Annotated in this window: 20 protein-coding genes and 1 tRNA gene; 13 read left to right on the top strand and 8 right to left on the bottom strand. The window is 71.1% G+C overall.

The features are described from left to right. Window positions 1-110: 110 nt before the first annotated feature. The 3 genes from ACLIME_RS07645 to ACLIME_RS07655 form a co-directional block, all read right to left on the bottom strand. Window positions 111-878, bottom strand: a complete 768-nt coding sequence (locus ACLIME_RS07645) for a DUF2993 domain-containing protein (RefSeq protein ID WP_411558563.1) — start codon at window positions 876-878, stop codon at window positions 111-113. Between the two features lie 103 nt (window positions 879-981). Further along, complete coding sequence (locus ACLIME_RS07650; protein WP_064295369.1) at window positions 982-2,652, bottom strand: arginine--tRNA ligase; 1,671 nt, start codon at window positions 2,650-2,652, stop codon at window positions 982-984. A 58-nt stretch (window positions 2,653-2,710) separates the two neighbouring features. Next, entirely contained in the window at window positions 2,711-3,544 is an 834-nt protein-coding gene (locus ACLIME_RS07655; protein WP_411558564.1) for a transglutaminase-like domain-containing protein, read from the bottom strand. 90 nt (window positions 3,545-3,634) lie between these two features. Between ACLIME_RS07655 and ACLIME_RS07660 the strand changes: the two genes are divergently transcribed. Together ACLIME_RS07660 and ACLIME_RS07665 are read left to right on the top strand one after the other, a co-directional pair. Then, window positions 3,635-3,709 (top strand) — tRNA-Arg (locus tag ACLIME_RS07660). A gap of 55 nt (window positions 3,710-3,764) precedes the next feature. Further along, window positions 3,765-4,433: a 4'-phosphopantetheinyl transferase family protein gene (locus tag ACLIME_RS07665; RefSeq protein WP_411558565.1), complete on the top strand. Its 669-nt coding sequence runs from the start codon at window positions 3,765-3,767 to the stop codon at window positions 4,431-4,433. Between the two features lie 6 nt (window positions 4,434-4,439). Here ACLIME_RS07665 and ACLIME_RS07670 read toward each other — a convergent pair whose 3' ends face one another. After that, a complete protein-coding gene (locus ACLIME_RS07670; protein ID WP_411558566.1) occupies window positions 4,440-5,774 on the bottom strand; it encodes a M1 family metallopeptidase in 1,335 nt (444 codons plus the stop codon). Then, window positions 5,774-9,778, bottom strand: coding sequence for a Pls/PosA family non-ribosomal peptide synthetase (locus tag ACLIME_RS07675; RefSeq protein ID WP_192006679.1), 4,005 nt, complete (start codon window positions 9,776-9,778; stop codon window positions 5,774-5,776). The genes ACLIME_RS07670 and ACLIME_RS07675 overlap by 1 nt, the downstream gene beginning before the upstream one ends. Window positions 9,779-9,937: 159 nt before the next feature. On the opposite strand from ACLIME_RS07675, the gene ACLIME_RS07680 reads away from it, so the two are divergent. Next, entirely contained in the window at window positions 9,938-11,272 is a 1,335-nt protein-coding gene (locus tag ACLIME_RS07680; RefSeq protein ID WP_411558567.1) for an aminotransferase class III-fold pyridoxal phosphate-dependent enzyme, read from the top strand. A 22-nt stretch (window positions 11,273-11,294) separates the two neighbouring features. On the opposite strand, the gene ACLIME_RS07685 is transcribed toward ACLIME_RS07680, so the two are convergent. Both ACLIME_RS07685 and ACLIME_RS07690 read right to left on the bottom strand, forming a co-directional pair. Further along, window positions 11,295-12,125, bottom strand: a complete 831-nt coding sequence (locus ACLIME_RS07685) for a DUF3097 domain-containing protein (RefSeq protein ID WP_071262446.1) — start codon at window positions 12,123-12,125, stop codon at window positions 11,295-11,297. Between the two features lie 185 nt (window positions 12,126-12,310). Continuing rightward, on the bottom strand, window positions 12,311-13,057 hold the full coding sequence (locus tag ACLIME_RS07690) for a gamma-glutamyl-gamma-aminobutyrate hydrolase family protein (protein WP_411558568.1): 747 nt from the start codon (window positions 13,055-13,057) through the stop codon (window positions 12,311-12,313). A 316-nt stretch (window positions 13,058-13,373) separates the two neighbouring features. On the opposite strand from ACLIME_RS07690, the gene ACLIME_RS07695 reads away from it, so the two are divergent. The 5 genes from ACLIME_RS07695 to ACLIME_RS07715 all read left to right on the top strand — a co-directional run bounded on the left by ACLIME_RS07695 (window position 13,374) and on the right by ACLIME_RS07715 (window position 19,014). After that, complete coding sequence (locus ACLIME_RS07695; RefSeq protein ID WP_411558569.1) at window positions 13,374-15,407, top strand: TPM domain-containing protein; 2,034 nt, start codon at window positions 13,374-13,376, stop codon at window positions 15,405-15,407. 74 nt (window positions 15,408-15,481) lie between these two features. Beyond that, a complete protein-coding gene (locus tag ACLIME_RS07700; RefSeq protein ID WP_411558570.1) occupies window positions 15,482-16,255 on the top strand; it encodes a PspA/IM30 family protein in 774 nt (257 codons plus the stop codon). A 79-nt stretch (window positions 16,256-16,334) separates the two neighbouring features. After that, on the top strand, window positions 16,335-17,195 hold the full coding sequence (locus ACLIME_RS07705; protein WP_064295283.1) for an arginase family protein: 861 nt from the start codon (window positions 16,335-16,337) through the stop codon (window positions 17,193-17,195). Further along, entirely contained in the window at window positions 17,192-18,607 is a 1,416-nt protein-coding gene (locus tag ACLIME_RS07710; RefSeq protein WP_411558571.1) for a dihydrolipoyl dehydrogenase family protein, read from the top strand. Before ACLIME_RS07705 ends, ACLIME_RS07710 begins: the two co-directional genes overlap by 4 nt. Further along, entirely contained in the window at window positions 18,604-19,014 is a 411-nt protein-coding gene (locus ACLIME_RS07715; RefSeq protein WP_411558572.1) for a Fe-S oxidoreductase, read from the top strand. The genes ACLIME_RS07710 and ACLIME_RS07715 overlap by 4 nt, the downstream gene beginning before the upstream one ends. A gap of 39 nt (window positions 19,015-19,053) precedes the next feature. On the opposite strand, the gene ACLIME_RS07720 is transcribed toward ACLIME_RS07715, so the two are convergent. Further along, complete coding sequence (locus ACLIME_RS07720) at window positions 19,054-19,509, bottom strand: SIP domain-containing protein (protein WP_159453431.1); 456 nt, start codon at window positions 19,507-19,509, stop codon at window positions 19,054-19,056. A 273-nt stretch (window positions 19,510-19,782) separates the two neighbouring features. On the opposite strand from ACLIME_RS07720, the gene ACLIME_RS07725 reads away from it, so the two are divergent. The 5 genes from ACLIME_RS07725 to ACLIME_RS07745 are packed head-to-tail and all read left to right on the top strand — an operon-like array spanning window position 19,783 to window position 24,706. Beyond that, window positions 19,783-21,291 carry an ABC transporter substrate-binding protein gene (locus ACLIME_RS07725; protein ID WP_411558573.1) on the top strand — a complete coding sequence of 503 codons (1,509 nt, stop codon included), beginning with the start codon at window positions 19,783-19,785 and terminating at the stop codon, window positions 21,289-21,291. Then, a complete protein-coding gene (locus ACLIME_RS07730; protein WP_079707217.1) occupies window positions 21,288-22,247 on the top strand; it encodes an ABC transporter permease in 960 nt (319 codons plus the stop codon). The genes ACLIME_RS07725 and ACLIME_RS07730 overlap by 4 nt, the downstream gene beginning before the upstream one ends. After that, window positions 22,244-23,143 carry an ABC transporter permease gene (locus ACLIME_RS07735; RefSeq protein WP_411558574.1) on the top strand — a complete coding sequence of 300 codons (900 nt, stop codon included), beginning with the start codon at window positions 22,244-22,246 and terminating at the stop codon, window positions 23,141-23,143. The genes ACLIME_RS07730 and ACLIME_RS07735 overlap by 4 nt, the downstream gene beginning before the upstream one ends. After that, window positions 23,140-23,928: an ABC transporter ATP-binding protein gene (locus tag ACLIME_RS07740; RefSeq protein WP_274500799.1), complete on the top strand. Its 789-nt coding sequence runs from the start codon at window positions 23,140-23,142 to the stop codon at window positions 23,926-23,928. The genes ACLIME_RS07735 and ACLIME_RS07740 overlap by 4 nt, the downstream gene beginning before the upstream one ends. Then, window positions 23,921-24,706: an ABC transporter ATP-binding protein gene (locus ACLIME_RS07745; protein ID WP_411558575.1), complete on the top strand. Its 786-nt coding sequence runs from the start codon at window positions 23,921-23,923 to the stop codon at window positions 24,704-24,706. The genes ACLIME_RS07740 and ACLIME_RS07745 overlap by 8 nt, the downstream gene beginning before the upstream one ends. Window positions 24,707-24,806 lie beyond the last annotated feature (100 nt).

Below are 24,806 nucleotides of genomic sequence, written 5' to 3' on the forward strand. Positions count from 1 at the left end.
CCCGGTCGGAGCAGTGGGTGTGTGGAAAGTCTAGCGAGACGCGCGTGCCCGTGCAGCATCGTGACGTCGGGTGGCCCGCTCCCCTCCGCCGCCGGGTGGCGGGGCGAGGTTCAGTCGCAGCTGCCGAGCGTCTGCAGCGACGCCTCGTCGAGGCGGAGCGTCGTCGAGGTCAGGGTGGCGGTCGCCGCCTCCGGCGTCACCGCGAGTCCATCGAGGTCGACCCCCTCCGGCAGGTATTGGGCGACGCAGATGCTGGGCGGGTCGCCCTGCAGGAAGCCGGTCACGAGCGCCCGGAGGTCGATGACGCCGAGGAGGCCGGTGTCGACGTTCACGGACGTCGGCATCAGGTTCACGCGGTCGGCCGTGGTGGTCGGTGCCACGGAGAAGTCGTACGGGATCGTGAACCCGAGGACGGTCGCCTCGCCTGCGTACCCGATCTCGTCGTCGCCGAGGGTGAGCGTGCCCGGGAGCCCGGCCGTCTTGGCGAGGTCCGCCGCTCCGGCGGCATCGATCCTGATGGTCGCCACCACCCGACCGATGGTCTGCTCCGGGTCGAGCGGGACCCGGTCCGCACTGACGCGGAGGTCCAGCGGCACGCCGTCGACGCTCGCATCCGGTGCACGCAGGTCGACGTGCTCGAACGTTCCGGTGAGGTACTGGGCGATGACCGAGGCACCGCCGATCGACACGGCGACGTCCGCGTCGACGTTGTCCGGCAGACTCTGCTCGATCCGCGTCGCGACGCGCTCCTCGGCGACGCCGCGCACGATCGTGTCGGCGATCAGGAACGCGCCGACGAGGACGACGAGCACCCCGACGACGATGACGATCGGAAGCCAGGGACGCCTGCGCTTACCCGACGGTTGCTGCTCACTCATGTTCCGAGGGTAGCGAACCGTCGTCGGCAGGAGGACGCCGCGAGCGCAGGACCGTTCCCGAGGAACCGTCCTGCGCTCGCGCGGATCTCCCGCTGCGGGGAAGCTACATGCGCTCCGGCGCGGAGACGCCGAGGAGCGCCAGCCCGTTGCGGATGACGGTGCCGGTCGCGTCGTTCAGCCAGAGGCGCGTGCGGTGCAGGTCGGTGACCGGCTCCTCCCCCATCGGGACGACCCGGCAGCTGTCGTACCACTTGTGGTACAGGCTCGCGGTCTCCTCCAGGTGCCGGGCGACGCGGTGCGGCTCGCGCAGCTGTGCGGCCTGCGCGACGATCCGCGGGAACTCCTGGAGGACGCCGAGGAGCGCCGACTCCGTCTCGTGGACGAGCAGCTCCGGAGCGAAGGCGCTGCGGTCGACCCCGGCCGAGGCGGCGTTGCGCGCCACCGAGTTCGTGCGGGCGTGGGCGTACTGGACGTAGAAGACGGGGTTGTCGTTCGTCCGGCTGCGGAGCTGCTCCGGGTCGAGGGCCAACGGCGAATCGGCCGGGTAGCGACCGAGCGAGTACCGCAGGGCGTCCGTACCGATCCAGGCCTGCAGGTCGTCCAGCTCGATGATGTTGCCGGCCCGCTTGGAGAGTCGGGCGCCGTTCACACTCACGAGCTGCCCGATGAGCACCTCGATGTCGCGGTCCGGGTCGTCTCCGGCCGCGCCAGCGAGCGCCTTCAACCGGTGGACGTACCCGTGGTGATCGGCACCGAGCAGGTAGATCTTGTGCTGGAAGCCGCGGTCGCCCTTGTTCAGGTAGTACGCGGCGTCGGCGGCGAAGTAGGTGTAGACGCCGTTGGAGCGACGGATGACGCGGTTCTTGTCGTCGCCGAAGTCCGTCGTGCGCACCCAGACGGCGCCCTCCTCGTCGAACACGTGCCCCTGCTCGCGCAAGCGGTCCACGGCCTGGTCGATGAGGCTCGTGCCGTCCTCGCCCGTCGCGTGCAGCGTGCGCTCGCTGAACCAGACGTCGAAGTGGACGTTGAAGCGCTCGAGGGACGCGCGGATCTCACCGAGCTGCAGGGCGTAGGCGCGTTCCCGCGCGACCTCACGGGCGTCCGGACGCTCGAGGAGGTCGGGGATCTCGGCCAGCACGGTCTTCGCGAGGTCGCCGATGTACGCCCCGGGATAGCCGCCCTCGGGGGTCGGCTCGCCCTTGGCCGCGGCGAGGATCGAGTCCGCGAAGGTGTCCATCTGGTTGCCGGCGTCGTTGATGTAGTACTCGCTGACGAGCGTCGCACCGGACGCGCTCAAGACGCGGGCCAGGGAGTCGCCGAGCGCGGCCCAGCGCGTGTGGCCGATGTGGAGCGGGCCGGTCGGGTTGGCCGAGACGAACTCGATGTTGATGGTCTGACCGGCGAGGCTGTCGTTGCGACCGAACGCGTCACCGGCGTCGACGATCACCTTCGCGAGCGCACCCGCGGCAGCGGCGTCGAGGCGCACGTTGATGAACCCGGGACCGGCGACCTCGACCGAGGCGACGCCGTCGACCTGCACGAGCGCGTCGGCGAACTCCTGCGCGAGCTCGCGCGGGTTCGCCCCCACGCGCTTCGCGAGCTTCATCGCGATGTTGCAGGCCCAGTCGCCGTGATCGCGGTTCTTCGGACGCTCCAGCACCACGTCGTCGACCGACACCGCGACCTCGTCGGTGATGCCCGCCGCCTCGCGTCGTCGTTCGACGATCGGAACGACGATGGCGTGCAGGGCGGAGGCGAGGTCTTCAGGAGTCACGAGGAGCGATTCTACCCGGGCGCGTCGCACCGGTGACACGGCGGCCTCGGGGCGACCGTCAGGCGAGCACGACCGCCTGCGCCGGGTCGTCGGCGGGCAGGACGTCGATCAGGGCGTCGATCCGCATGTCCTCGACGGTCACGTTGCCGTGGTGGTTGCTCAACCAGGCCACGTCCGCGGCGTCGCGTCCGGTGGCGATGCGGACGAGCGACTGCCGGGGAGCCAGGCCCGTCGCGTCGACCACGTGCCAGGCGCCGTCGACGAAGCCCTCGGCCACCGCGTGGAAGTCCATGGGGACGAGACCCGGGGCGTAGACCGCGGCGTACCGGGCCGGGATGTCGAGCGCCCGCAGCATCGCTATGGTCAGGTGCGCGAAGTCCCGGCACACGCCACGCCCCGCGGCGAGGGTCGACACCGCACTGTCCGACACGGTCGTGGAGCCGGAGACGTAGGAGAGGTGGCGTCCGACCCAGGCAGCCACCCATGGCAGCACCTGCAGACCGCCGGACACCGTACCGTCCTCGTGCAGGCGACGGTGCTCGAGGAGGTAGCCGAGCTCGGAACGCGCGAGCGAGAACAGCGCGTCCGACTCGCAGTACCGGCTGGGACGGAGGTAGGTCACGGTCTCCAAGGCGTCCACGGGACGCGGCACGGCCTGCCCGACGACCACCGCCTCGTAGTCGACCTGCAACCGGCCGGGCTCGGCGATGACCCGGTGGAGTCGCGTGTCGTCCGGACCCATGATCTCGGTGACCGCGCACGGGCCGTCCGAGGAGTGCACCTGCAGTCGCTCGCTCGCCAGCGGGGTGCCGCCGGCTGCAGCGATGGAGAAGATGAGGTCAGCTCGATCGTGCACCCGCAGATCGAGCGACGCGGTCAGGGTGCGCTGCATGACCTCATTGTCCCACGCGACCGGGGACGCTGATCCCGCACGCCTCCGGTACCGGCGTGGGTCCCGACTCTGGTAGCTTGGACACGTTCCGCCTTCGTAGCTCAGCGGAAGAGCGCTTCCCTCCGGAGGAAGAAGTCGCTGGTTCGAATCCAGTCGAGGGCACCATCACCATCTCGCGAGGTCCTGCTTCGCATCGCTCCGACTCCGGGACGCGGGGGCCATGCACCGAGCCGATCCCCTCCCGCAGCCGACGGTCCGCTTCCTGCGCTGGGCCAGCGCGGCTGAGCTCGACCTCGCCGGCACGGCGGCCCGGCTGGACGCGTCCGCCCGTGACCGCCTCGACACCTCGTCCGCGACCGCGGCCCGTCGGTTCCTGTTCGGTCGCGCACTGCTCGTGCGCACCGTCGCGGAGACGATCGGCACCGACCCCGAGCAGATCGGGGTCACGGCGGTCTGCCCGGACTGCGGTCTCGCGCACGGACGACCACGGGTGCGCTTCGGAGACCGGACCGTCCACGTGAGCGTCTCCCACACCGCCGACGCCTCCGCGGTAGCGGTGTCGATCGAGCACCCCGTCGGTGTCGACGTCGAACGGCTCGACGCGGCCCGGTTCGCCGGCGTCGAGGACGTCGCCCTCACCCCCGCGGAACGGGAGCAGTGGCAGCGGCTGCCGGACCGACGACGCCTCCGGGCGCTCGCCGAGCGTTGGACGGCGAAGGAGGCCGTGACGAAGGCCCTCGGTACGGGCCTCACGACCGATCCCGCGACGATCGACCTCGGGCGGGATGCCGCACCACACGTCACCGAGACCGCGGGCCACCGCTTCGTCATCGACCACCCGGAGCCCGTGCCGGGATTCGTCGTCGCGACGGCCCTCCTGCTCCCCTGACCCGGTTCAGCCGACGGGGAACGGCGGGAGCGCCTCCTGGAAGAGCCACGCGTCGAGGAGCGGCTCGACCGGTGCCGGTGTATGTCGATCGGCCGTCCGGATGAAGTCGTCCGTCGACACGCTCGAGTGCCGGAAGGACGCCACCCAGTCACGCAGGAGGTCGAAGAACGCCTCGTCGCCGAGCAGTCGGCGCACGGCGTGCAGGGCGATCGCGCCCCGCTTGTAGACCCGGTCGTCGAACATGTCCGCGGGTCCCGGGTCGCCGACGACGAGGTCCTGCGGTGCCCGTCGGAGCGCTGCGTAGTGCGCCCGGGCACAGGCGTCGGCGCTCTCGGCCCCGGACTCCTCCGACCACAGCCACTCGGCGTAGCAGGCGAAGCCCTCGTGCAACCAGATGTCCCGCCAGGTGGCGATCGTCAGACTGTTCCCGAACCACTGGTGGGCGAGCTCGTGCGCGATCAACCGTTCCGAACCGCTGACGCCGTCGACGTGGTTGCGGCCGAACACGCTCATCCCCTGCGCCTCGAGTGGGATCTCCAGCACGTCGTCCGTGACCACGACGCCGTAGCTGCCGAAGGGGTAGGGTCCGAAGGCGCGCTCGAAGCACGCCAGCATGTCGACCTGCTCGGCGAAGTCGTGTCGGAACCGCGCCGTGAGGTCACGCGGCAGGTGTGCGACGACCGGCACCGTGCTCGTCGCGACCCGAGCGCTGACGGCGAGCCGCTGGTACCGGCCGATCTGCACCGTCGCGAGGTAGGCGGCCATCGGTTCGGGCTGCTCGTAGACCCATGTGGTCCGGCTCGCGCGGGCAACGCGCGACACCAGCTCTCCCGGGGCGACGACCGTGTACGCCGACGACGCCGTGACACTGATCCGATAGGACGACTTGTCCGAGGGGTGGTCGTTGCAGGGGAACCAACTCGATGCGCCGCACGGCTGGGACGCCACGATGACGCCGTCCTCGAGTTCCTCCCAGCCGATCTCGCCCCAGGGGCTGCGCACGGGACGGGGCGCACCCGAGTACCGGACGAGCACGGAGAACTCGGCGCCGTCCGCGATGGTGTTCCGGGGCGTCAGCGTGAGCTTGCCCGAGCTGTGCGTCCGCTTCGCCTCGACCCCGTCGACCTGGACACGGGTGACGCGTAGCGCGGCGAGGTCGAGCGAGAACCGCGTGAGCTCCTCCGTCGCGACGGCGGTGAGCCGAGCCGTCCCGGACAGGGCGTTGCGGTCGACGTCGTAGTCGAGCTCCAGCTCGTACCGTATGACGCGGTAGCCACGATTCCCGCTGGAGGGCGTGTAGGGGTCGCCTGCGCTCCGCAGACGGGCGAGAGCCTCCCCCATCAGGACGCGACCTGGGGCTCCCGGTACTCCGCCGTCGTCACCTCGCGCCACGGGCCGATCGGGTTGCCGCTCCACCGGGTGCCCGCCGGGACGCGTTCTCCGCGCATGACGAGCGAGGCCGGTCCGACCGTCGCGTCGTCGTCGATCCGCGCTCCGGGGAGGATGACGCTGTGCGGCCCGAGCGTGGCGCCCGATGCGAGTTCGACCTGATCCATACTCATGATTCGATCATGGAACAGGTGCGTTTGCACAACGCAGCCCCGGTTGACCGTCGCGCCGTCGCCGAGTCGGACGAGGTCCGCCTCCGGCAGCCAGTAGCTCTCGCACCAGACCCCACGACCGATGCGGGCACCGAGCGAGCGCAACCACCAGGTGAGGGCTGGGGTGCCGGTGGCGGGTGCCGCGAACCAGGGTGCCGCGACCATCTCGACGAAGGTGTCGGACACCTCGTTGCGCCAGATGAACGAGGACCAGAGCGGGTGCTCCCCCGTGCGGATCGGGCCGACGATGACCCACTTGGCGACGGTCGTGATCCCGGCCGCGACCGCGCCGGCGGCCAGAAGCACGGCACCGCTGACGGCGATCGCGACACCGAGACCCCAGGTGTCGGCGAACCAGGCGAGGGCGAGGAGCACCAGGAGCGCGATGCCGGTCGTCACCATGACGGGGACGATGCGGCAGAGTTCCCACAGTGCGCGGGCGATCCGAAGCCGGAGCGGCGGGTCGTAGGTCCGGTCGAGATCGGCGTCGGAGACCTGCCGCCGGAGCCGCATCGGTGGGCTCCCGAGCCAGGACGAGCCGGACTTGGCCTTCCGCGGTGCGGCCGACAGCACGGCGACGAGGCCGTTCTTGGGGACGTGCATGCCGGGGCCCGCCATGCCGGAGTTGCCGAGGAAGGCGCGCTTGCCGACGGACGCACCGGCGATCCGCATCCACCCGCCACCGAGCTCGTAGGAGGCCACCATCGTGTCGTCCGCGAGGAACGCACCGTCGCCGACGGTCGTCATCCGCGGGAGGAGGAGCACCGTCGACGCCTCCACGTTGCGCCCGACCTTCGCCCCGAGCAGGCGGAGCCAGACGGGCGTGAAGAGGCTCGCGTACAGGGGGAAGAGGAGGGTGCGCGCGGCGTCCAGGAGCCGCTCCGTGGCCCACACCTGCCAACCGACCCGACTGCGCACCGGGAAGTAGCCCTCGCTGAGACCGAGGCCGAGCAGCCGGACCAGGCCGATCGTGCTGATCGCCAGGACGACGAACCACACGAGGGTGGCGACGGGCACCCAGAGGAGCGCGCGCCAGGAGAACTCGAGCAGACTGGTCGCGCCCGACGCCCCGGCCGCCACGACCGCCGCCGCCAGCACGAAGGCGAGGAACGGCAGCACCGACAGCAGCGCCGATCCCGCGCCGTACGCGAACAGCCAGCGTCGGCGACGCGGGGGTCGTTCGGTCGGCCACACCGGCTTCGCCTTGCCGACGCGGACGGCGGGCGACCCTGACCACAGGTGTCCGGAGGGGACGCGGCCGAAGACGGACGATCCTGGAGCGATCTCCGCACGCTTGCCGATCCGGGTGCCGGCGAGCAGGGTACTGCGAGCGCCGACCGTGCTCTCGGCGCCGATGTGGACGTGGCCCAGTCGGAGCGTGTCGCCGTCGACCCAGTAGCCGCGGAGGTCGACCTCGGGCTCGATCGACGCGCGCGCCCCGACGGTGAGGAACCCGGTGACCGGCGGCACGCTGTGGAGGTCCGCGTCGGCACCGATCTTCGCGCCGAGCGCCCTGGCGTAGCTCGAGATCCAGGGGGCTCCGGCGAGACTCACCGCGCCGACCGTGTCGGCGACGCGTTCGGCGAGCCAGAGTCGCACATGGACCGAGCCGCCGCGCGGGTAGTCGCCCGGGCGGACGCCGACGAGGAGGAGCTTCGCCGCGATCACGGAGATCGCCATGCGTCCGATCGGGGTGATGACCACGAGGAAGCCGAGGGCGATCCACCACCACGAGACCATGGGGAGGTACGGGACATCCGCGACGAGGCCGAGGACCCGACTGCCGGCGAGCAGGTACACGAGCCACCGGAGTCCGACGAGGATGAGGAGCGGGACACCCAGGAGGGTCTGTGCCCACTGGGTCGCGAGCGGCGTCGGGAGCACGGGGTCCGCGACGGCCGCTCGGCTGCGACGCTCGGGGCGTCGGCCGTCGAGTTCGGCGGCCATCGCGCCGAGTCGGGGGTGGCCGTAGATGTCGGCGACCGTGAACTCGGCATCGCGGGTGCGGATGAGCGAGACGAGCTGCGCGGCCGCCAGGCTCCCGCCGCCCAGGCTGAAGAAATTGTCGCTCTCGGCCGTGACCCGGACCCCGAGGACGGCCGTCCACTGCTCGGCGAGCCACGCGGCGGTGCCCGACAGGGTCGAGGCGTCCTCCCCGTCGGCGGCGTCGAGCGGCCACGGCAGCGCGGCCCGGTCGACCTTGCCGGAGGTGCGGGTGGGCAGCTCGCCGACGACCGCGAGGAGCGGGACGAGCGGTGCCGGGAGCTGCTCACGGAGGGTGTCGAGCGCCCGCTCGACGGAGAACCCGTCGCGGTCGGGCACCGCGAGGTACCCCACGAGGACGGCGTTCCCGGCGGCGGTGCGCTGGACGGCTGCTGCCGCACCCGAGACACCCGGCAGCGCCTGCAGGGCGGCCTCGATCTCTCCGAGTTCCACGCGCCGACCGCCGATCTTCACCTGGTCGTCCGCGCGCCCCTGGAACACGAGTCCTGCGGCCTCGTAGCGGACGAGGTCGCCGCTCCGGTACGCCCGCGACCACCCGATGCTCGGCATGGGCGCATACCGTTCGGCGTCCTTGGCGGGGTCGAGATACCGGGCGAGTCCGACGCCGCCGATGATGAGCTCGCCGACGCCGCCCTCCTCGACCGGGACGCCCTCGGCGTCGACCACGGCGAGATCCCAGCCGTCGAGCGGCAGTCCGATGCGCACGGGCTGCTCGCCGGTCAACAGCGCGGCGCAGGCGACGACGGTGGCCTCGGTGGGTCCGTAGGTGTTCCAGACCTCGCGACCGTCCACGGCCAGCCGGGCGGCGAGCTCCGGCGGGCAGGCCTCGCCGCCGAAGATGAGCATGCGGATGTTCTCGAGGGATTCGGCGGGCCACATCGCCGCCAGCGTCGGAACCGTCGACACCACGGTGATGCCCTTCGCGGTGAGCCAGGGTCCGAGGTCCATACCGCTGCGGACGAGCGAGCGCGGCGCCGGGACCAGGCATGCGCCGTGTCCCCAGGCGAGCCACATCTCCTCGCAGGACGCGTCGAAGGCGACGGACAGGCCGGCCAACACACGATCACCGGGGCCGAGGGGCTCCGCCTGGAGGAAGATCCGCGCCTCGGCGTCGACGAACGCGGCGGCAGAGCGGTGCGAGACGGCGACGCCCTTCGGCGTGCCCGTCGAGCCGGAGGTGAAGATGATCCAGGAGTCGTCGTCGAGTCGCGGTGGTTCGAGGACCGGGATCGCCCGGGTGCCCGGGTGGGGTGCCGCGCCCGTCGCGAGTTGCACCCGTTCGGGATCGACGCCGTCATCGGCCGGGTCCTCCGTTCCGCGGCGCGAACGCTCGAAGACGCCGCCGTCGACCAGGACGCCGACGACGGCCGCCTCACCGAACACGAGTCGTGCCCGCTCCTCCGGGTCGTCGGCGTCGACGGGCACGTAGGCCGCTCCGGTGAACAGGATCCCGAGGATCCCGAGGTAGAGGTCGCGGGTGCCCGAGGCGATCCGGACACCGACCCGGTCACCGCGCCGGACCCCGGCGGCGAACAGCCCCGCCGCGACCCGCTCCGCGCTGAGGACGAGCTCGCGGTAGCTGAGCGCTCCCTCCGCGTCCTCGATCGCCGAGGCCTCGGGGTGCGACGCGGCGACGTCACGGAGGACGTCGAGGAGGGTGCGCTCGGCCGGTGCGCGCACGCCACCGAGCAGCGCGGGCTGCCGCTCGATGAGGAGGGCGGTGCTGGTGTCGGCGTCCATACGCGATCCCCTGTCGTCCGGCTGTTCAGCGCCGCCAACGGTAGGCAGCGCGCATGGACGGTTGGTGAACACCAGTCAACCGCCAGATGTCGTGGAATCGTCGGCGACGCTCCGTCGGCCCCAGGCATCCTCGGAGGACGCGCGCCTACCATGGCCTGCATGACCATCGACTACTCCGTGCCCCAGGAACGCCAGCTCGTGACCGCCATCCCCGGCCCCCGATCGCTCGCCCTCACGGAACGGCGCCGCCGGGCGGTTTCGCGCGGTGCCGGCAACCTCGCGCCGGTGTGGATGGACCACGGCTCCGGCGGCATCCTCGTGGACGTCGACGGCAACCACATCATCGACCTCGGAACGGGCATCGGCGTGACGACCATCGGACACGCCAACCCCGACGTCACCGCGGCCGCAGCCGAGCAGGCGAAGAAGCTCACGCACACGCTCTTCACCGTCACGCCGTACGAGAACTACCTGCGCGTCGCGGAGAAGCTGTCCGAGATCACGCCGGGCGACTTCGAGAAGCGCTCGATCCTCCTGAACTCCGGCGCCGAAGCCGTCGAGAACGCGGTGAAGATCGCGAAGAAGTACACCGGACGTCGCGCGATCGTCGCCCTCGACCACGCCTTCCACGGACGCACGAACCTGACGATGGCGATGACCTACCGGCCGGCGCCCGAGCGTCTCGGGTTCGGCCCGTTCCCGGGCGAGATCTACAGCGTCCCGCTCTCCTATCCCTTCCGCGACGGACTCGACGGACCGGCGGCCGCCGAGGTGACGATCGACTACATCGAGCGGCACATCGGTGCGAGCGAGGTCGCCGCGTTCTTCGCCGAACCGGTCCTCGGCGACGGCGGCATCGTCATCCCCGCGCCCGGCTACTTCGCGCGCATCAGCGAGTGGTGCACCGAGAACGGGATCGTGTTCGTCGCCGACGAGATCCAGGCCGGCATCGGCCGCACCGGCGCCTGGTACTCGATCGAGCACCACGGCGTCGTGCCCGATCTCATCACGAGCGCCAAGGGCATCGCCGGCGGCTTCCCGCTGTCGGCCGTGACCGGGCGCGCCGAGATCATGGACGCCGTCCAGCCCGGTGGCATCGGCGGCACCTTCGGGGGCAACCCGGTGTCCACGGCGGCCGCGCTCGCGACGTTCGAGGTCATCGAGCGCGAGGACCTGCTGGGCGAGGCCCGTCGGGTGGAGGCGACCCTGCGATCGCTCATGGGCGACTGGGCCGAGCGGTTCGACATCGTCGGCGAAGTCCGGATCATCGGTGCGATGGCCGGCGTCGAGTTGGTCGTCCCCGGCACGAAGCAGCCGCACCCCACGGCACTGCAGACCGTCATCGACGCGGCGATCGCCCAGGGCGTGCTCGTGCTCGACGCCGGCTCATGGGACTCGGTGCTGCGACTCCTCCCGAGCGCGGTCATGTCCGACGAGCTCCTCCGCGACGCGGTGTCCGTCCTCGAGGACGCCCTGGGGCAGGTCTCCTCCTAGCCGCGGCGGTCGCGCGGGCGGGTCAGTCGACGGTGACGAAGTCGATGAGCTGTTCGACGCGACCGAGGAGTTCCGGCTCGAGGTCGTTGAAGGTCCGGACCTGACCGAGGATGCGCTTCCAGGCCCGGGCGATGTCGGCCTGCGAGTCGTGCGGCCAGCCGAACGCCTGGCAGATGCCCTTCTTCCACTCGATGGAGCGAGGGATGGTCGGCCACTCGCGCAGGCCGACCCTGGCGGGCTTCACGGCCTGCCAGACGTCGACGTACGGGTGCCCGACGATGAGGACGTTCCGGCCGTTCGGTCCGGCCATGACGGCGTCGGCGATCCGCTGCTCCTTCGAGCCGGGGACCAGATGGTCGACGAGGACGCCGACGCGACGGTCGGGGCCCGGCCGGAACTCGGCGAGCGCGGCGTCGAGGTGGTCGACGCCCGCGAGGTACTCGACGACGACGCCCTCCACGCGGAGGTCGTCGCCCCAGACCCGCTCGACGAGTTCCGCGTCGTGGCGACCCTCGACGAAGATCCGGCTCGCGCGAGCCACCCGAGCGGTCGTCTCCACCGCGAAGGAGCCGGAGGCGGTGCGCGCCCGCCCCGTCGGTGCGCGCTTCGGCACGACGAGGACGACGGGTTCACCCTCGAGGAGGAACCCCGCCCCCATGGGGAACACGCGTCGCTTGCCGCGGTAGTCCTCGAGCTCGACCGTCTTCGCCTCGACGCGCGTGATCGCGCCGCAGAAGCCGCCGAGTTCCTCGACCACGAGGTCGGTCACCGCCTCGACCTCTCGGGCCACCACGCGGTTCTTCTTGCGCCAGTCCCCCGCGAGGACGTCCTGACCGTACCTGTCTTCGAACACCCGTCAACGCTAACCAACCCTCCGACCTTTCTCAGGACGGCCTCGGCGTGGCGCGGCCGATACGCCGCAATCCAGGCTCGACACGCCGACGCCGTCCTGAGTCGGGGACAGGTCGAGCGGTGGGTCGCCTGCAGCGGGAGGGCCTCCTGGCATGCGAAGCCGCCCGGTGCGGAGACACGCCCCGACTAGGCTGCGGCGCGCTCAGCCTCGCGGGCGAGACCGCCGAGCAGGAGCCCGAGCTGGTCGTCCACGGTGCCGGGGTCCTCCGGGTGCCATTGCACGCCGGTGATCGGCAGGGTGCGGTGCTCGATCGCCTCGACGGTGCCGTCGGAGGCCCAGGCGACGGCACGCAGGCCCTCGCCGAGTTCGCCGACCGACTGGTGGTGGGCGCTCTGCACCTGGAGGTGACGGGCACCGAGTCGGAACGCGAGGGCACTCGATGGGTCGAGCTCGACCTCGTGCGGGGTCATGCTCTCATCGACCGGGACACCCTCGTTGCGGTGGGCGCTGTGCTCTCCGAGGTCCTGCACGAGTGTCCCGCCGAGGGCGACGTTGATGATCTGGTGACCGCGGCAGATCCCGAGCAGCGGTGTGCCCCGCTCGGCGGCGCGACGGGCGACCGCGAGCTGGGCGCGGTCGGCCTCGGGGAAGTGCTGGCCTTCGGCGCGGTAGCCGGCGGTGCCGCCGTACTGGGCGGGATCGATGTCGGCTCCACCCATGATGACGACGGCGGAGGCCCCGTCGGTCGAGGCGAGGAGTGCTTCGGTGCCGAGGTCGTGCGCGGCCAACCTGGTCACGCGCCAGCCGGCCCGTTCGGCGGCGGCGATGGTCCGTCCGACGAGGATCTGCACGTACTCGTGGTACGCCTGGTCGTCCTCACGGAACCTGGTGACCTCGACGAGCGCCAGCATGGGTGAGACGTGTCCTTGCATGATGCTCCTTCCAGGGGTTCCGTGAGGTGACTCGACCAGTCTCGCCGGGCAGATGCCCTCGCGCGAGTGGCCGCGTCATGGTCGGTAACAGAGTCCGTCACGGTCGGTGACAGCGTCACGGTCGGTGTCGGCGAAGCCCCGCCACCGCCGTACAGCACAGCTCTGGTTCGGTGCGCTCGCTGGGAGCCCGCTGTAGAGATGTCGAGGGCCCGGACCTAGACTCGGAACCGAGCCGCGGGGTGGGGCTCCAGGGTCCGAACGAGTGACGAGGTGGCCGATGCGGGTTCGCTGGGCGGTATCGATCTGGGCGTTCTGCGTGGCTGTGCTCCTCGGAGCGGGAGCCACCGCCGCCTGGGCGGAGAGCCCGGTGCAGCTCGGGGCCGGGCGCGTGAGCGACAGCGCGGGTGCCCTCAGCAGCGGTGAGGTCACCGAGATCACGACGGCCGTCGACGACCTGGCCGCGGATCACGGCGTCGACCTCTGGGTGGTCTACGTACCGACCTTCACCGACCCGAGTGACGCCGAGTCCTGGGCGAACCAGACCGCGAAGGACAACAACCTCGGACCGAACCAGTACCTGCTGGCCGTGGCGACCGAGGACCGCGCCTACTACCTCTCCGGCGACTCCAGCGGACCGGTGAGCGGCGATCAGCTGACCGAGATCGAGCAGCAGCGCATCCTGCCGCAGCTGCGTGACGAGAACTGGGCCGGGGCCGGCGTCGCTGCCGCCGAAGGCTTGGGTGCCGCCGTCGGCGGCGGGTCGATCGGAGGCACCGGTGGCGGCTCAGGGGGCTCGGCCGGGTGGCTGACCATCCTGCTGATCGTGGTCGTCGCCGTCGTGGCCGTCGTCCTCCTGGTCGTCTTCCTCCGCCGGCGCCGCGCTGCGAACGGCGACGGCGCCGTGACCGCGGGCCGGCAGGGGGCACCGGTCGACCCGCTGACCACCGCCCCGATCCCCGAGCTCGAACGACTCGCCGGCAGTGCGCTCGTCCAGACCGACGACGCCGTCCGGACGAGCGAGGAGGAGCTCGGCTTCGCGACCGCCTCCTACGGCGAACCGGCCACGGCCGCGTTCACCGCCGCGCTCGCCGGAGCGAAGGACGACCTTTCGCAGGCCTTCGCACTCAAGCAGCGGCTCGACGACGCCGAGCCGGACGCGGAGCAGCAACAGCGCGACTGGAACCTCCAGATCATCCGGCTCTGCGAGCACGCGAACCACGTGCTCGATGAACAAGCAGCCTCCTTCGACGAGCTCCGCGCGCTCCAGAAGAACGCACCCGCCGCGGTCGAGGAGCTGCGAGCCAGGGCGGCCGCGGCCGGACCGACGGTGACGGCCGCGCAAGACGCGGTGCGCGCCCTGCAGACGCGCTACAGCCCCGACGCCCTCATCACCGTGATCGACAACCCGGCGCAGGCGACGGAGCGTCTCGCCTTCGCCACCGCGGCGATCTCGGACGCAGCTGCACGGCTCGCCGCCGGAGACTCGGGCGAGGCCGCCGTCGGCATCCGAGCCGCCGAGGAAGCGCTCGACCAGGCCACCCAGCTCACCGGGGCCGTGAAGCGGCTGCAGGCCGACCTGACGACCGCCGAGCAGCACCTCGCCGCCCGACTGGCCGAATTGGACGGAGACGTCGCCGCGGCTGGCGGCCAACCGGACCCGACCGGCACCCTCGCCGCGGCGGTCGCGAGCACCACCGCGACGGTCTCCCAGGTTCGCGGCGCGCTCGGCGCACCGAACAACCCGATCGCCCTCCTCGCCCGCCTGGATGCGGCGAACACGCAGATCGACGGTGCTCTCCAAGGGGTGCGCACCGCGGCGGAGCAGCGACAGCGCGCCGCAGCCGCCCTCGGACAGACCCTGCAGACGGCGGGCGCGCAGGTGTCGGCTGCAGAGGACTTCATCGTCTCGCGGCGCGGAGCCGTCGGCCCGGAGGCCCGGACGCGCCTCGCCGAAGCCGGCCGCACCCTCGTGCAGGCCCAGGGCCTCGCCGCCAACGACCCGACGCAGGCGCTCTCCCTCGCCCAGCGCTCCAACTCGCTCGCGAGTCAAGCGGTGCAGCTCGCCCAGGCCGACCTCGGGCAGTTCCAGAGCCAGTCGGCGGGCGGACTCGACGGCATGTTCGGCGGCGGCCAGGGGCAGCAGGGCGGCAACGGGATGCTCGGTGCCGTCCTCGGCGGCATCCTGATCAACTCCGTCCTCGGCGGCGGCGGGTCCCGTTCCGGCGGCGGCATGTTCGGCGGCGGAGGATCGAGCGGCGGCATGTTCGGCGGTGGCTCCGGTCGCTCACGCAGCGCCGGCAGCTTCGGTGGCGGCGGCACCCGTTCCCGACGCGGCGGCGGTCGCTTCTGATCCGCGGCACCACCCACCTCATCACCAGACACCGACCGACACGACCCAGCAGGACACGAGAGAGGAACCACACCATGGCAGAGAAGCAGTCCATCTTCGGACGCATCGCCCAGCTGACCAAGGCCAACATCAACGCGCTGCTCGACTCCGCCGAGGACCCGCAGAAGATGCTCGACCAGATGGTCCGGGACTACACGAACTCGATCGCCGACGCCGAGAGCGCGATCGCCGAGACGATCGGCAACCTCCGGCTCCTCGAGCAGGACCACCAGCAGGACGTCGAGGCGGCCTCCGAGTGGGGCACCAAGGCGCTGGCCGCGAGTCACAAGGCCGACGAATACCGTCAGGCGGGCAACGCCGCGGACGCCGACAAGTTCGACAACCTCGCGAAGATCGCGCTCCAGCGCCAGATCGGCGCCGAGAACGAGGCCAAGCAGGCCGAGCCGCAGCTGGCCTCGCAGACGAAGGTCGTCGAGCAGCTGAAGAACGGCCTCAACGGCATGAAGACGAAGCTCGAGCAGCTGAAGACGAAGCGCAGCGAGCTCGTCGCCCGGGCCAAGACCGCCGAGGCCCAGCGCAAGGTCGCGGATGCGGTCGGCAGCATCGACATCATGGACCCGACGAGCGACCTGAGCCGCTACGAGGACAAGATCCGCCGCGAGGAGGCGAAGGTGCTCGGCCAGCAGGAGCTCGCCGCGTCGAGTCTCGACGCGCAGTTCAACGACCTCGAGGACCTCGGCGAGCTGACCGAGGTCGAGGCCCGCCTCGCCGCGCTGAAGGGCGGCGGTTCCGCGTCTCCCGCGATCGAGTCCTCCGGCCCCGAGTACACGCCGAACGCCGGCCAGTAGTGCCGATCCGACGGGCCCTCGGGACCTCCCGAGGGCCCGTCGCCCTCGCCCCCTCGCACCACCTCCAGGAAGGCACCGCATGACGAAGTTCGTCGTCGTCCCCCAGTGGCAGGGCTCCGGTTCGTCCAGGGCCATGCAGTTGATCGATGGAGCCGAGGCGATCCGTGGCGACCTGCCCACGGCGGCCACGACACTCGTCCACGTGCCGACGGAGGCCGGCGAGGCCCTCGACACCGACATCCGGCGCGCCAGTTCCCTCGTGACGACCGCGGAACTCCAACGTCAGGCGCTCGTCGGGATCGACGAGCCCGTCATCACCATCGGTGGGGACTGCGGCGTCGAACTCGCGTCAGTCGGTGAGGCCCTCCGACGCGACCCCGGCATCGCCGTCGTCTGGTTCGACGCCCACGGCGACCTCAACACCCCGCTCAGCTCGCCGTCCGGGTCGTTCAGCGGAATGGTCGCCCGGGCACTGACCGGCGAAGGCGCCGCGATGCTCCTGCCCGAGGCCCCACTCGATCCCGCCCGGCTCGTCCTCGTGGGGGTGCGCGACCTCGACGACGGTGAACTCGCCCACATCGAGGAGCGTGGCATCCCCATGGTCTCCTCGGTGATGACGAGCGCCGCCGAGGTGGTCGCCGCCGTCGAGGCGACGGGCGCCGACCGCGTCTACCTGCACGTGGACGTCGACGTCCTCGACCCCGCCGTCATCGCCGGCGTCAGCTCGGCCGTCCCCTTCGGTCTCGAACTCGGCACCCTGCTGGACTGCATCACCGCGCTCCGCGCGCGGTTCGGCTTCGCCGGGGCCGGCGTCACGGGCTTCTCCCCCGGTTCCCCCGACGCCGCAGCCGACGACCTCGGCACCATCCTCCGCATCATCGGCGCGATCAGTCGCGAACCGAAGCCCGACAGCACCAACCCGACAGGAGTCACCCCATGAGCCGTACCGTCGATCTCGTCGTCATCGGAGCCGGACCCGTCGGCGAGAACGTCGCCGACTACGCCCACCAGAGCGGTCTGAGCGTCGTCATCGTCGAGAGCGAACTCGTCGGCGGTGAGTGCTCCTACTGGGCCTGCATGCCGTCCAAGGCCCTCATCCGGTCGGGCGCCGCCCTGCGTGCCGCCAAGCGCACGGGTGGAGCCATCCCCGAGGACACCGCGCTCGACCCGCTCAAGGTCCTCGCGCGACGGGACTCGTTCACGAGCGACTGGTCGGACGACGGCCAGGTCGAATGGCTCCAGGGCGCCGGCATCGAGCTGGTGCGTGGGCACGGTCGACTGACCGGCGAGCGCGAGGTCACCGTGACGGCCGCCGACGGTTCGACCACCGTGCTCACGGCGACGCACGCCGTCGCGGTCTGCACCGGATCCGCCGCGCTCCTGCCCGACATCGCGGGGCTGGCGGCAGTGGAGCCATGGACGAGCCGCGAGGCCACGAGCGTCCAGACCCTGCCAGCGTCCGTCGCCTTCCTCGGTGGCGGCGTCGTCGCCGTCGAGCTCGCGACGGCCTACCGCTCGCTCGGGGTCGACGTCACGCTCGTCGCCCGCAGTGGCCTGCTCGGCAACACCGAACCCTTCGCCGGCGAACTCGTCGAGTCCTCCCTGCGTGAGCTCGGCGTGACGATCGTGCACGCCTCGCCCACCGCCGTCTCCCGGGCCGCCGACGGTGCCGTCACGCTCGAGTTCGACGATCGGGACGCGGTGACGACGGCGGAACTCGTCGTGGCCACCGGCCGGACGCCACGGACGGACGACCTCGGGCTCGAGACCGTCGGCCTGGAACCGGGTGCCTGGATCGAGGTCGACGATCAGCTCCTCGCCCACGGCAGCGACTGGCTGTACGCCGTCGGCGACGTCAACCACCGGGCACTCCTGACGCACCAGGGCAAGTACCAGGCACGCGCCGCGGGCGCGGTCATCGCGGCACGGGCGAACGGCGAGGATGTCGACACCAGCCCGTGGAGCGACCACGCGGCGACCGCCGACCACCGTGCCGTGCCGCAGGTCGTCTTCTCCGAACCGGAGGTCGCCGCCGTCGGACTCACGGCCGCGCAGGCCGAGGCGGCTGGGATCGACCACCGGGTGGTCGACTACGACCTCGGTGGCATCGCGGGCTCGAGCCTCCACGCCGACGGCTACACCGGGCAGGCGAGGATGGTCGTCGACGAGGAGCGCGGCGTGATCATCGGGATGACCTTCGTCGGTCAGGACGTCGCCGAACTCGTCCACGCGGCGACGATCGCCGTCGTGGGTGAGGTGCCGCTGCACCGCCTCTGGCACGCGGTGCCGTCCTACCCGACGATGAGCGAGATCTGGCTGCGGCTCCTTGAGACCTACCGGAGCGGTGCGTGACCCGTCCCGGCGAGGTCGATCAGCCGCGGAGCCGTCGTTCCGGCGGCCCGTGGCTCGACTCACCGCTCAGCCGGATCGGGTACTGGTACGCCACGCTCACCGGGCTCGTCTGGGGCGCACTCTGGAGCACCGGGCCGGTCGAACGGCGGGGCGGGATGATCGTCTTCCGCGGGATGCCGTCGTGGACGTTCGGCCGAGGTGGTTCATGCGTCGGCGGGGTGTACCTCACCGATCGGAACGTGTCGACCCGGGTGCTCGAACACGAGGCGGTGCACAAGCGGCAGTGGCAGCGGTACGGCATGCTCTTCCCGCTGATGTACGCGATCGCCGGTCGTGATCCGCTCCGGAACCGGTTCGAGATCGAAGCCGGTCTCGAAGCGGGAGGCTACCTGCCGAGACGCCGCTGACGAGCGTCGCGGTGCGGTGCGGCCCGGTGCGAGGTCGTGTCAGTGCGATGCGCGCTCGACCGAGCTCGAGCGCTGACGTGCGCCGATGCTCGCCAGGGTCATCCTGAGGTCGTTCCGGAGACCCGTGAGGTGCTCCGTCTCGCCGCCGATCCACACGTGGTAGTCGGCCGCGTCGTGTCCGTCGACGTCGAGCATCTCGCTCGCCCAGGCCCGGGTCGCTCGCGCGACGGCCTGACCGCGTGCGCACCGGCTGCCCGTTCCGGGTTCCCCCGAACGCGCTGCGCGGACGAGCCACGTCACGACGACGCGTCCCGGCGAGTCGAGGGTGGTGATCGACGCGGCGTCGTCGACCTCGACGAAGACCTGGCCGCGGGCGCAGATGGGGAGCAGCGCGAGGACCTCGGCCAGCTCGCCGACCGACGACTCGTCGCCCGCGAGCAGCACGTGGCGTGCGTCCGCGACGGCGAACTCCGCCGGATCCTCGAAATAGCTCACGCGATCAGTATAGGCGAGCCTAAGCTCACTTCGATCCCCTGCGCCGGGTCTTCCAAGGCGGCGGAGCACATCACGATCCGATCACTCTGTGACGCCCCCTGACACCGTGGCTGGCACCACACACGTCGACTGGGTACGCTCGCTGGAGCCCCAGCGATGCGGCTTTCCGGACGCGGTCCAGTATTCACGCGGCCCAGGCGGGAATGCCCGCTGCCCGGAACCGGTTGTGCGTCTCCAGATGCCGGCCACTCCAGCATCCCCGAAAGGACCTCCATGCGTCATCGTCAGCTGCGTCGTCAGCTCCTCACCGCCGCGATCGCGGTCACCGGCGCCGCCCTCGTCCTCACCGGCTGCGCAGGCCCGGCCGCGACCCCGACGCCCGACGCCGACGCGACCCTGCGGGTCGGTCTCGTCCTGGAGCCCTCCGACCTCAACATCCGCACCACCTCGGGCGCCGCGCTCGATCAGATCCTCATCGACAACGTCTACCAGGGCCTCGTGTCCCGCACCGAGGACAACCAGATCGTCGACACGCTCGCGAAGAGCCACGACATCAGCGCCGACGGTCTCACCTACACCTTCGTCCTCCGCGACGGCGTGACCTTCCACGACGGCGCCGCCCTGACCGCGGCCGACGTCGTCGACTCCATCACCCAGGTGCAGCAGGACCCGACGTTCGTCGACAACGTGGCGCTCCAGAAGGTCACCTCAATCACGGCCGTCGACGACTCGACCGTGCAGTTGCAGCTCACCTCGCCCGACTCCAACCTGTTGTGGACCCTGACCGGACGCGCAGGACTCGTGCTGGAGTCGGGCGCCACCAACGACCTGTCGACGACCGCCAACGGCACCGGGCCGTTCACCCTGAAGACCTGGAAGCAGGGCGACAGCATCACCTTCGACCGGAACGCGAAGTACTGGGGCGACGCTCCGAAGGTCAAGGAGGTCGTCTTCAGCTACATCCCCGACGCCTCCTCCGCCGTCAACGCCACCCTCGCCGGCGAACTCGACGTGCAGACGGCGCTCGACGCGAACCTCAAGGACCAGATCACCCGCGCCGACGGGTTCAGCATCACCGAAGGCAAGACGACCGACAAGTACACCCTCGCCTTCAACAACCAGCGCGCTCCCCTGAACGACCCCCTCGTCCGGCAGGCGCTCCGCTCCGCCATCGACCACGCCGCGATCGTCGAGGCCGTCGGCGGCGCCGCGGTCGAGCAGTACGGACCGATCCCCGAGCTCGACCCGGGCTACGAGAACCTCAGCGAGCTCGTGAAGTACGACCCGGAACAGGCGAAGGCGCTCCTCGCCCAGGCCGGCCAGGAGAACCTGTCCCTGACGCTCACGATCCCGAGCTTCTACGGCACCTCGGTGGCCAACGTCCTGGTGTCCGAGTTCAAAGCCATCGGCGTCACCCTCACCGTCAAGAGCGTCGAGTTCCCGACCTGGCTGAACGACGTCTACACGAACAAGGACTACGACCTCAGCTACGTGAACCACGTCGAGGCACGCGACTTCCAGAACTGGGCGAACCCGAACTACTACTTCGGCTACGACAACGCGCAGGTCCAGTCGCTCTATGCTGAATCCGTAGCGGCGACCGATCCGGCCGTCGCAGCCCAGAAGCTCAAGGAGGCGGCGTACCTCGTGTCGAAGGACAACGCCGCCGACTGGCTCTACACCGCGATCACCCTCACGGTGGTGCGCGACGGCGTGACCGGCTTCCCCGTGGACTCGGTCAACTCGCGCATCAACCTGGCGAAGGTCGCCGTGACCGGGTGACCCGGTTCATCCTGACGAGGCTGGTACTCCTCCTCGTCGGGCTCCTCGCCGCGAGCGCCCTGATCTTCTTCACCATCAGGGTGCTCCCGGGCGACGTCGCCCAGGTCATCGCAGGAACGGACGCGACGCCCGAAGCGGTCGCCGCGATCCGTGAACAATTGGGACTCGGCCAGCCCGTCCTCCTGCAGTACCTCGACTGGATCGGCGGGTTGCTCCGCGGCGATCTCGGGAACTCGCTCATCACGGGCACCCCCGTCGCCAGCGAACTCGCCCAGAAGGCGCAGGTGACCGTCCCGCTCGGCATCATGGCCCTCGTGATCGCCCTCGCGTTCAGTGTGCCGCTCGGGGTGCTCGCGGCCGTCCGGCGCACCCGCGCGACGGGCGTCGTCATCTCCTTCGCGTCGCAGGGGCTCGCCGCCGTCCCGGTCGTCTGGGCCGGCATGATGCTCGTGCTCCTCTTCGCCGTCGTACTCGGTTGGCTCCCGGCGCAGGGCTTCCCGCGCGCGGGCTGGAACGATCCGCTGGCGGCGATCCGCGCCCTCCTCCTCCCGGCACTCACGATCGGCGTCGTCGAGGGCGCGGTCCTGCTGCGCTTCGTCCGTTCCGCCGCCCTCGACGCGATCGGCCAGGACTACGTCCGGACGGCGGCGGCGAAGGGGCTGACCCGTTCGCAGGCACTCATCCGCCACGGGCTGCCGAACGTGGCCCTCTCGGTCGTCACCGTACTCGGGCTCCAGATCGCCGGGCTCATCGTCGGCAGTGTCATCATCGAACAGCTCTTCACCCTGCCAGGCATCGGGCGCATGCTCGTCGCCGACGTCGGCAACCGCGACCTCGTGAAGGTGCAGGGCGAGCTCCTCGTCCTCACCGGGGTGGTCCTCGTGATCGGTGCCGTCGTGGACGTCGTCCACCGTCTCGCAGACCCGCGACTCCGAGAACGGGAGCGGACCACATGACCGCCCGTCAGGATCACCCGCGTCGGCGCGCGGCATCAGGCGGACTCCGCACCCCGGCCGGCGTGTTCGGGCTCGTCGTGGTCGCCCTGCTCCTCCTGAACGCCGGCGTCTCCTTTCTCTGGACGCCGTACGACCCCCAGCTCACCGATCCGTTCGCGAAGTGGCTGGCTCCGTCGCCGGCCCATCTGCTCGGCACGGACGAGGTCGGACGCGACATCTTCAGCCTGCTGCTCGTCGGTGCGCGGGTGACCGTGGCCGTCGCGATCGGTTCCGCAGTCGTCTCGACGGTCATCGGGGTCGCCCTCGCCGCCCTCGGTTCGCTCACGCGGCGCTGGGTCCGGGAGACGGTCGCGGTGCTGATCGACATCCTCATCGCGTTCCCGACCCTCCTCATCGCCATGATGATCGCCTCCGTCTTCGGCGGCTCGCTGTGGGTCGTCATCTGGGCGGTGGGCATCAGCTTCGGCGTGAACATCGCCCGGGTGACCCGACCCGAGATCCGCCGGGTCTCGCACAGCGAGTACGTGCTCGCCGGCAAGGCCGCCGGTCTCGGACCGGTGAGGAACCTGACGCGGCATCTGCTGCCGAACGTCGCACCGGTGTTCATCGTCCAGCTGTCGTGGTCGATGGCGGTCGCGGTGCTCGCCGAGGCGGGCCTGTCGTACCTCGGCTACGGCGCCCCCTCCAGTGTCCCGTCCTGGGGTCGGATGCTCAGTGAACTGCAGACCTACCTCGCCGTGCACCCGCTGTCTGTGCTGTGGCCGGGGCTCGCCATCACCATCACCGTCCTCGCCCTGAACCTGCTGGGCGACGCCCTCCGGGACGCGACCGATCCGACCCTCGGTCGCCGGGGACCCACCTCGACCCCCACCTCGCCCCAGGGGGTGACCGCATGAGTCTCGACGTCCAGGACCTCGTCGTCACGCTCGGTGGCCGCCGGGTCGTCGACGGCGTGAGCTTCAGCGTGCCGGCGGGCGCACGGTTCGGCCTCATCGGCGAGTCCGGATCCGGGAAGTCGCTGACGGCGCTGGCGATCCTCGGACTGCTCCCCGACGGCGCCTCGGTGAGCGGCAGCATCCGCTGGCAGGGCGAGGAGCTCCTCGGCCGCGGCGACCGCGAACTCGCGCGCATCCGCGGGCGTGAGATCGGGATCGTGTTCCAGGAGCCTCGGACGGCGCTCAACCCGATCCGCACCATCGGACGCCAGATCGGCGAGCCGCTGCGCATCCACGAGGGGCTGTCGAAACGGGAAGCGCTCGACCGGGCCGTCGAACTCGCCGCGCGAGTCCGTCTGCCCGACCCCGAGCGCATCGTCCGGCGGTACCCGCACCAGCTGTCGGGCGGACAACGCCAGCGGGTCGCGGCCGCCATCGCCCTCGCCTGCGGACCCTCCCTGCTCATCGCGGACGAGCCGACCACAGCGCTCGACGTCACCATCCAGTCGGAGATCCTCGGCCTCTTCGAGCGTCTCGTGAGCGAGACCGGGGCGTCCCTCGTCTTCATCACCCACGACCTCGCGGTCCTCTCCCGGATCGCCAGCGACGCCGTGGTGCTCGCGCAGGGGAAGGTCGTCGAGGCCGGGCCGGTGGCCCAACTGCTGTCGATGCCGGTGTCGCCCGTGACGCAGCGGCTGTTGGCCGCCGCGAAGACCATGAGCTGGAAGGGCGAGGACGATGACTGAGCCGCTGCTCCACGCCCAGGGGCTCGGTCGGGTCTACACCAACCAGCGGGAGTCGCTCTTCCAGCGCCCGAGCCGCACCGTCGCGCTCCACCCGAGCGACCTCGTCGTCGCCCCCGGTGAGGCCGTCGGCATCATCGGTGAGTCGGGGTCGGGCAAGTCGACGCTCGTCCGCCTCCTCCTCGCGCTCGACACCCCGAGCTCCGGGTCCGTGGCGTTCGACGGCCGTCCCGTCAGCGCCACCGCGAGCGCCAGGAGTCTGCACTGGTTCCGTCGACAGACGGGTGTCGTGTTCCAGGACCCGTACGCGTCGCTCGACCCGCGCATGAGCGTCGGGCGGATCGTCGCCGAGCCGCTCTCGGCGCTCGGGATCGAGGGCGACCACCGTTCCAAGGTCCGCGCGGTGCTCCGGCTCGTCGGGCTCGAGGCCGACGCGGCCGACCGCTTCCCGCACGAGTTCTCGGGTGGTCAGCGGCAGCGCATCGCCCTCTCGCGCGCCATCGTGCACCGCCCGCGCCTCCTCGTCGGTGACGAACCGCTCAGCGCGCTCGACGTCACCGTCCGCGCGCAGATCCTCGAGTTGCTCGGCGGGCTGCGGCAGGAGCTCGGGCTGGCGATCGTGCTCGTCTCACACGACATCGGGGTGGTGCAGCATCTCTGCGACCGGGTCGTCGTCATGCGCGACGGAGCGATCGTCGAGGAGGGCCCGGTCGCCAAGGTCCTCAGTCGTCCGTCGCACCCCTACACGACGCAGCTCCTCGCCTCCGTCCCCCGCCTCTGACGCGCGAGCGGGCGGCGGAGCCGCCGCGACCTGAGGGACGGGTCCGTGTCGACCGCTGCCGTCCAGCTTGGCAATCTTGTAGAGTACTTCAGCGTAATAT

This window comes from Plantibacter sp. MPB07 (genome assembly GCF_046619465.1).
GTDB classification, from domain to species: domain Bacteria; phylum Actinomycetota; class Actinomycetes; order Actinomycetales; family Microbacteriaceae; genus Plantibacter; species Plantibacter auratus.

Coding starts and splice junctions, on each gene's coding strand:
- ACLIME_RS07700 (WP_411558570.1), top strand. CDS start 15,482: ATGGCAGAGAAGCAGTCCATCTTCGGACGCATCGCCCAGCTGACCAAG.
- ACLIME_RS07680 (WP_411558567.1), top strand. CDS start 9,938: ATGACCATCGACTACTCCGTGCCCCAGGAACGCCAGCTCGTGACCGCC.
- ACLIME_RS07645 (WP_411558563.1), bottom strand. CDS start 878: ATGAGTGAGCAGCAACCGTCGGGTAAGCGCAGGCGTCCCTGGCTTCCG.
- ACLIME_RS07705 (WP_064295283.1), top strand. CDS start 16,335: ATGACGAAGTTCGTCGTCGTCCCCCAGTGGCAGGGCTCCGGTTCGTCC.
- ACLIME_RS07675 (WP_192006679.1), bottom strand. CDS start 9,778: ATGGACGCCGACACCAGCACCGCCCTCCTCATCGAGCGGCAGCCCGCG.
- ACLIME_RS07745 (WP_411558575.1), top strand. CDS start 23,921: ATGACTGAGCCGCTGCTCCACGCCCAGGGGCTCGGTCGGGTCTACACC.
- ACLIME_RS07670 (WP_411558566.1), bottom strand. CDS start 5,774: ATGGGGGAGGCTCTCGCCCGTCTGCGGAGCGCAGGCGACCCCTACACG.
- ACLIME_RS07735 (WP_411558574.1), top strand. CDS start 22,244: ATGACCGCCCGTCAGGATCACCCGCGTCGGCGCGCGGCATCAGGCGGA.
- ACLIME_RS07740 (WP_274500799.1), top strand. CDS start 23,140: ATGAGTCTCGACGTCCAGGACCTCGTCGTCACGCTCGGTGGCCGCCGG.
- ACLIME_RS07665 (WP_411558565.1), top strand. CDS start 3,765: ATGCACCGAGCCGATCCCCTCCCGCAGCCGACGGTCCGCTTCCTGCGC.
- ACLIME_RS07725 (WP_411558573.1), top strand. CDS start 19,783: ATGCGTCATCGTCAGCTGCGTCGTCAGCTCCTCACCGCCGCGATCGCG.
- ACLIME_RS07710 (WP_411558571.1), top strand. CDS start 17,192: ATGAGCCGTACCGTCGATCTCGTCGTCATCGGAGCCGGACCCGTCGGC.
- ACLIME_RS07655 (WP_411558564.1), bottom strand. CDS start 3,544: ATGCAGCGCACCCTGACCGCGTCGCTCGATCTGCGGGTGCACGATCGA.
- ACLIME_RS07690 (WP_411558568.1), bottom strand. CDS start 13,057: ATGCAAGGACACGTCTCACCCATGCTGGCGCTCGTCGAGGTCACCAGG.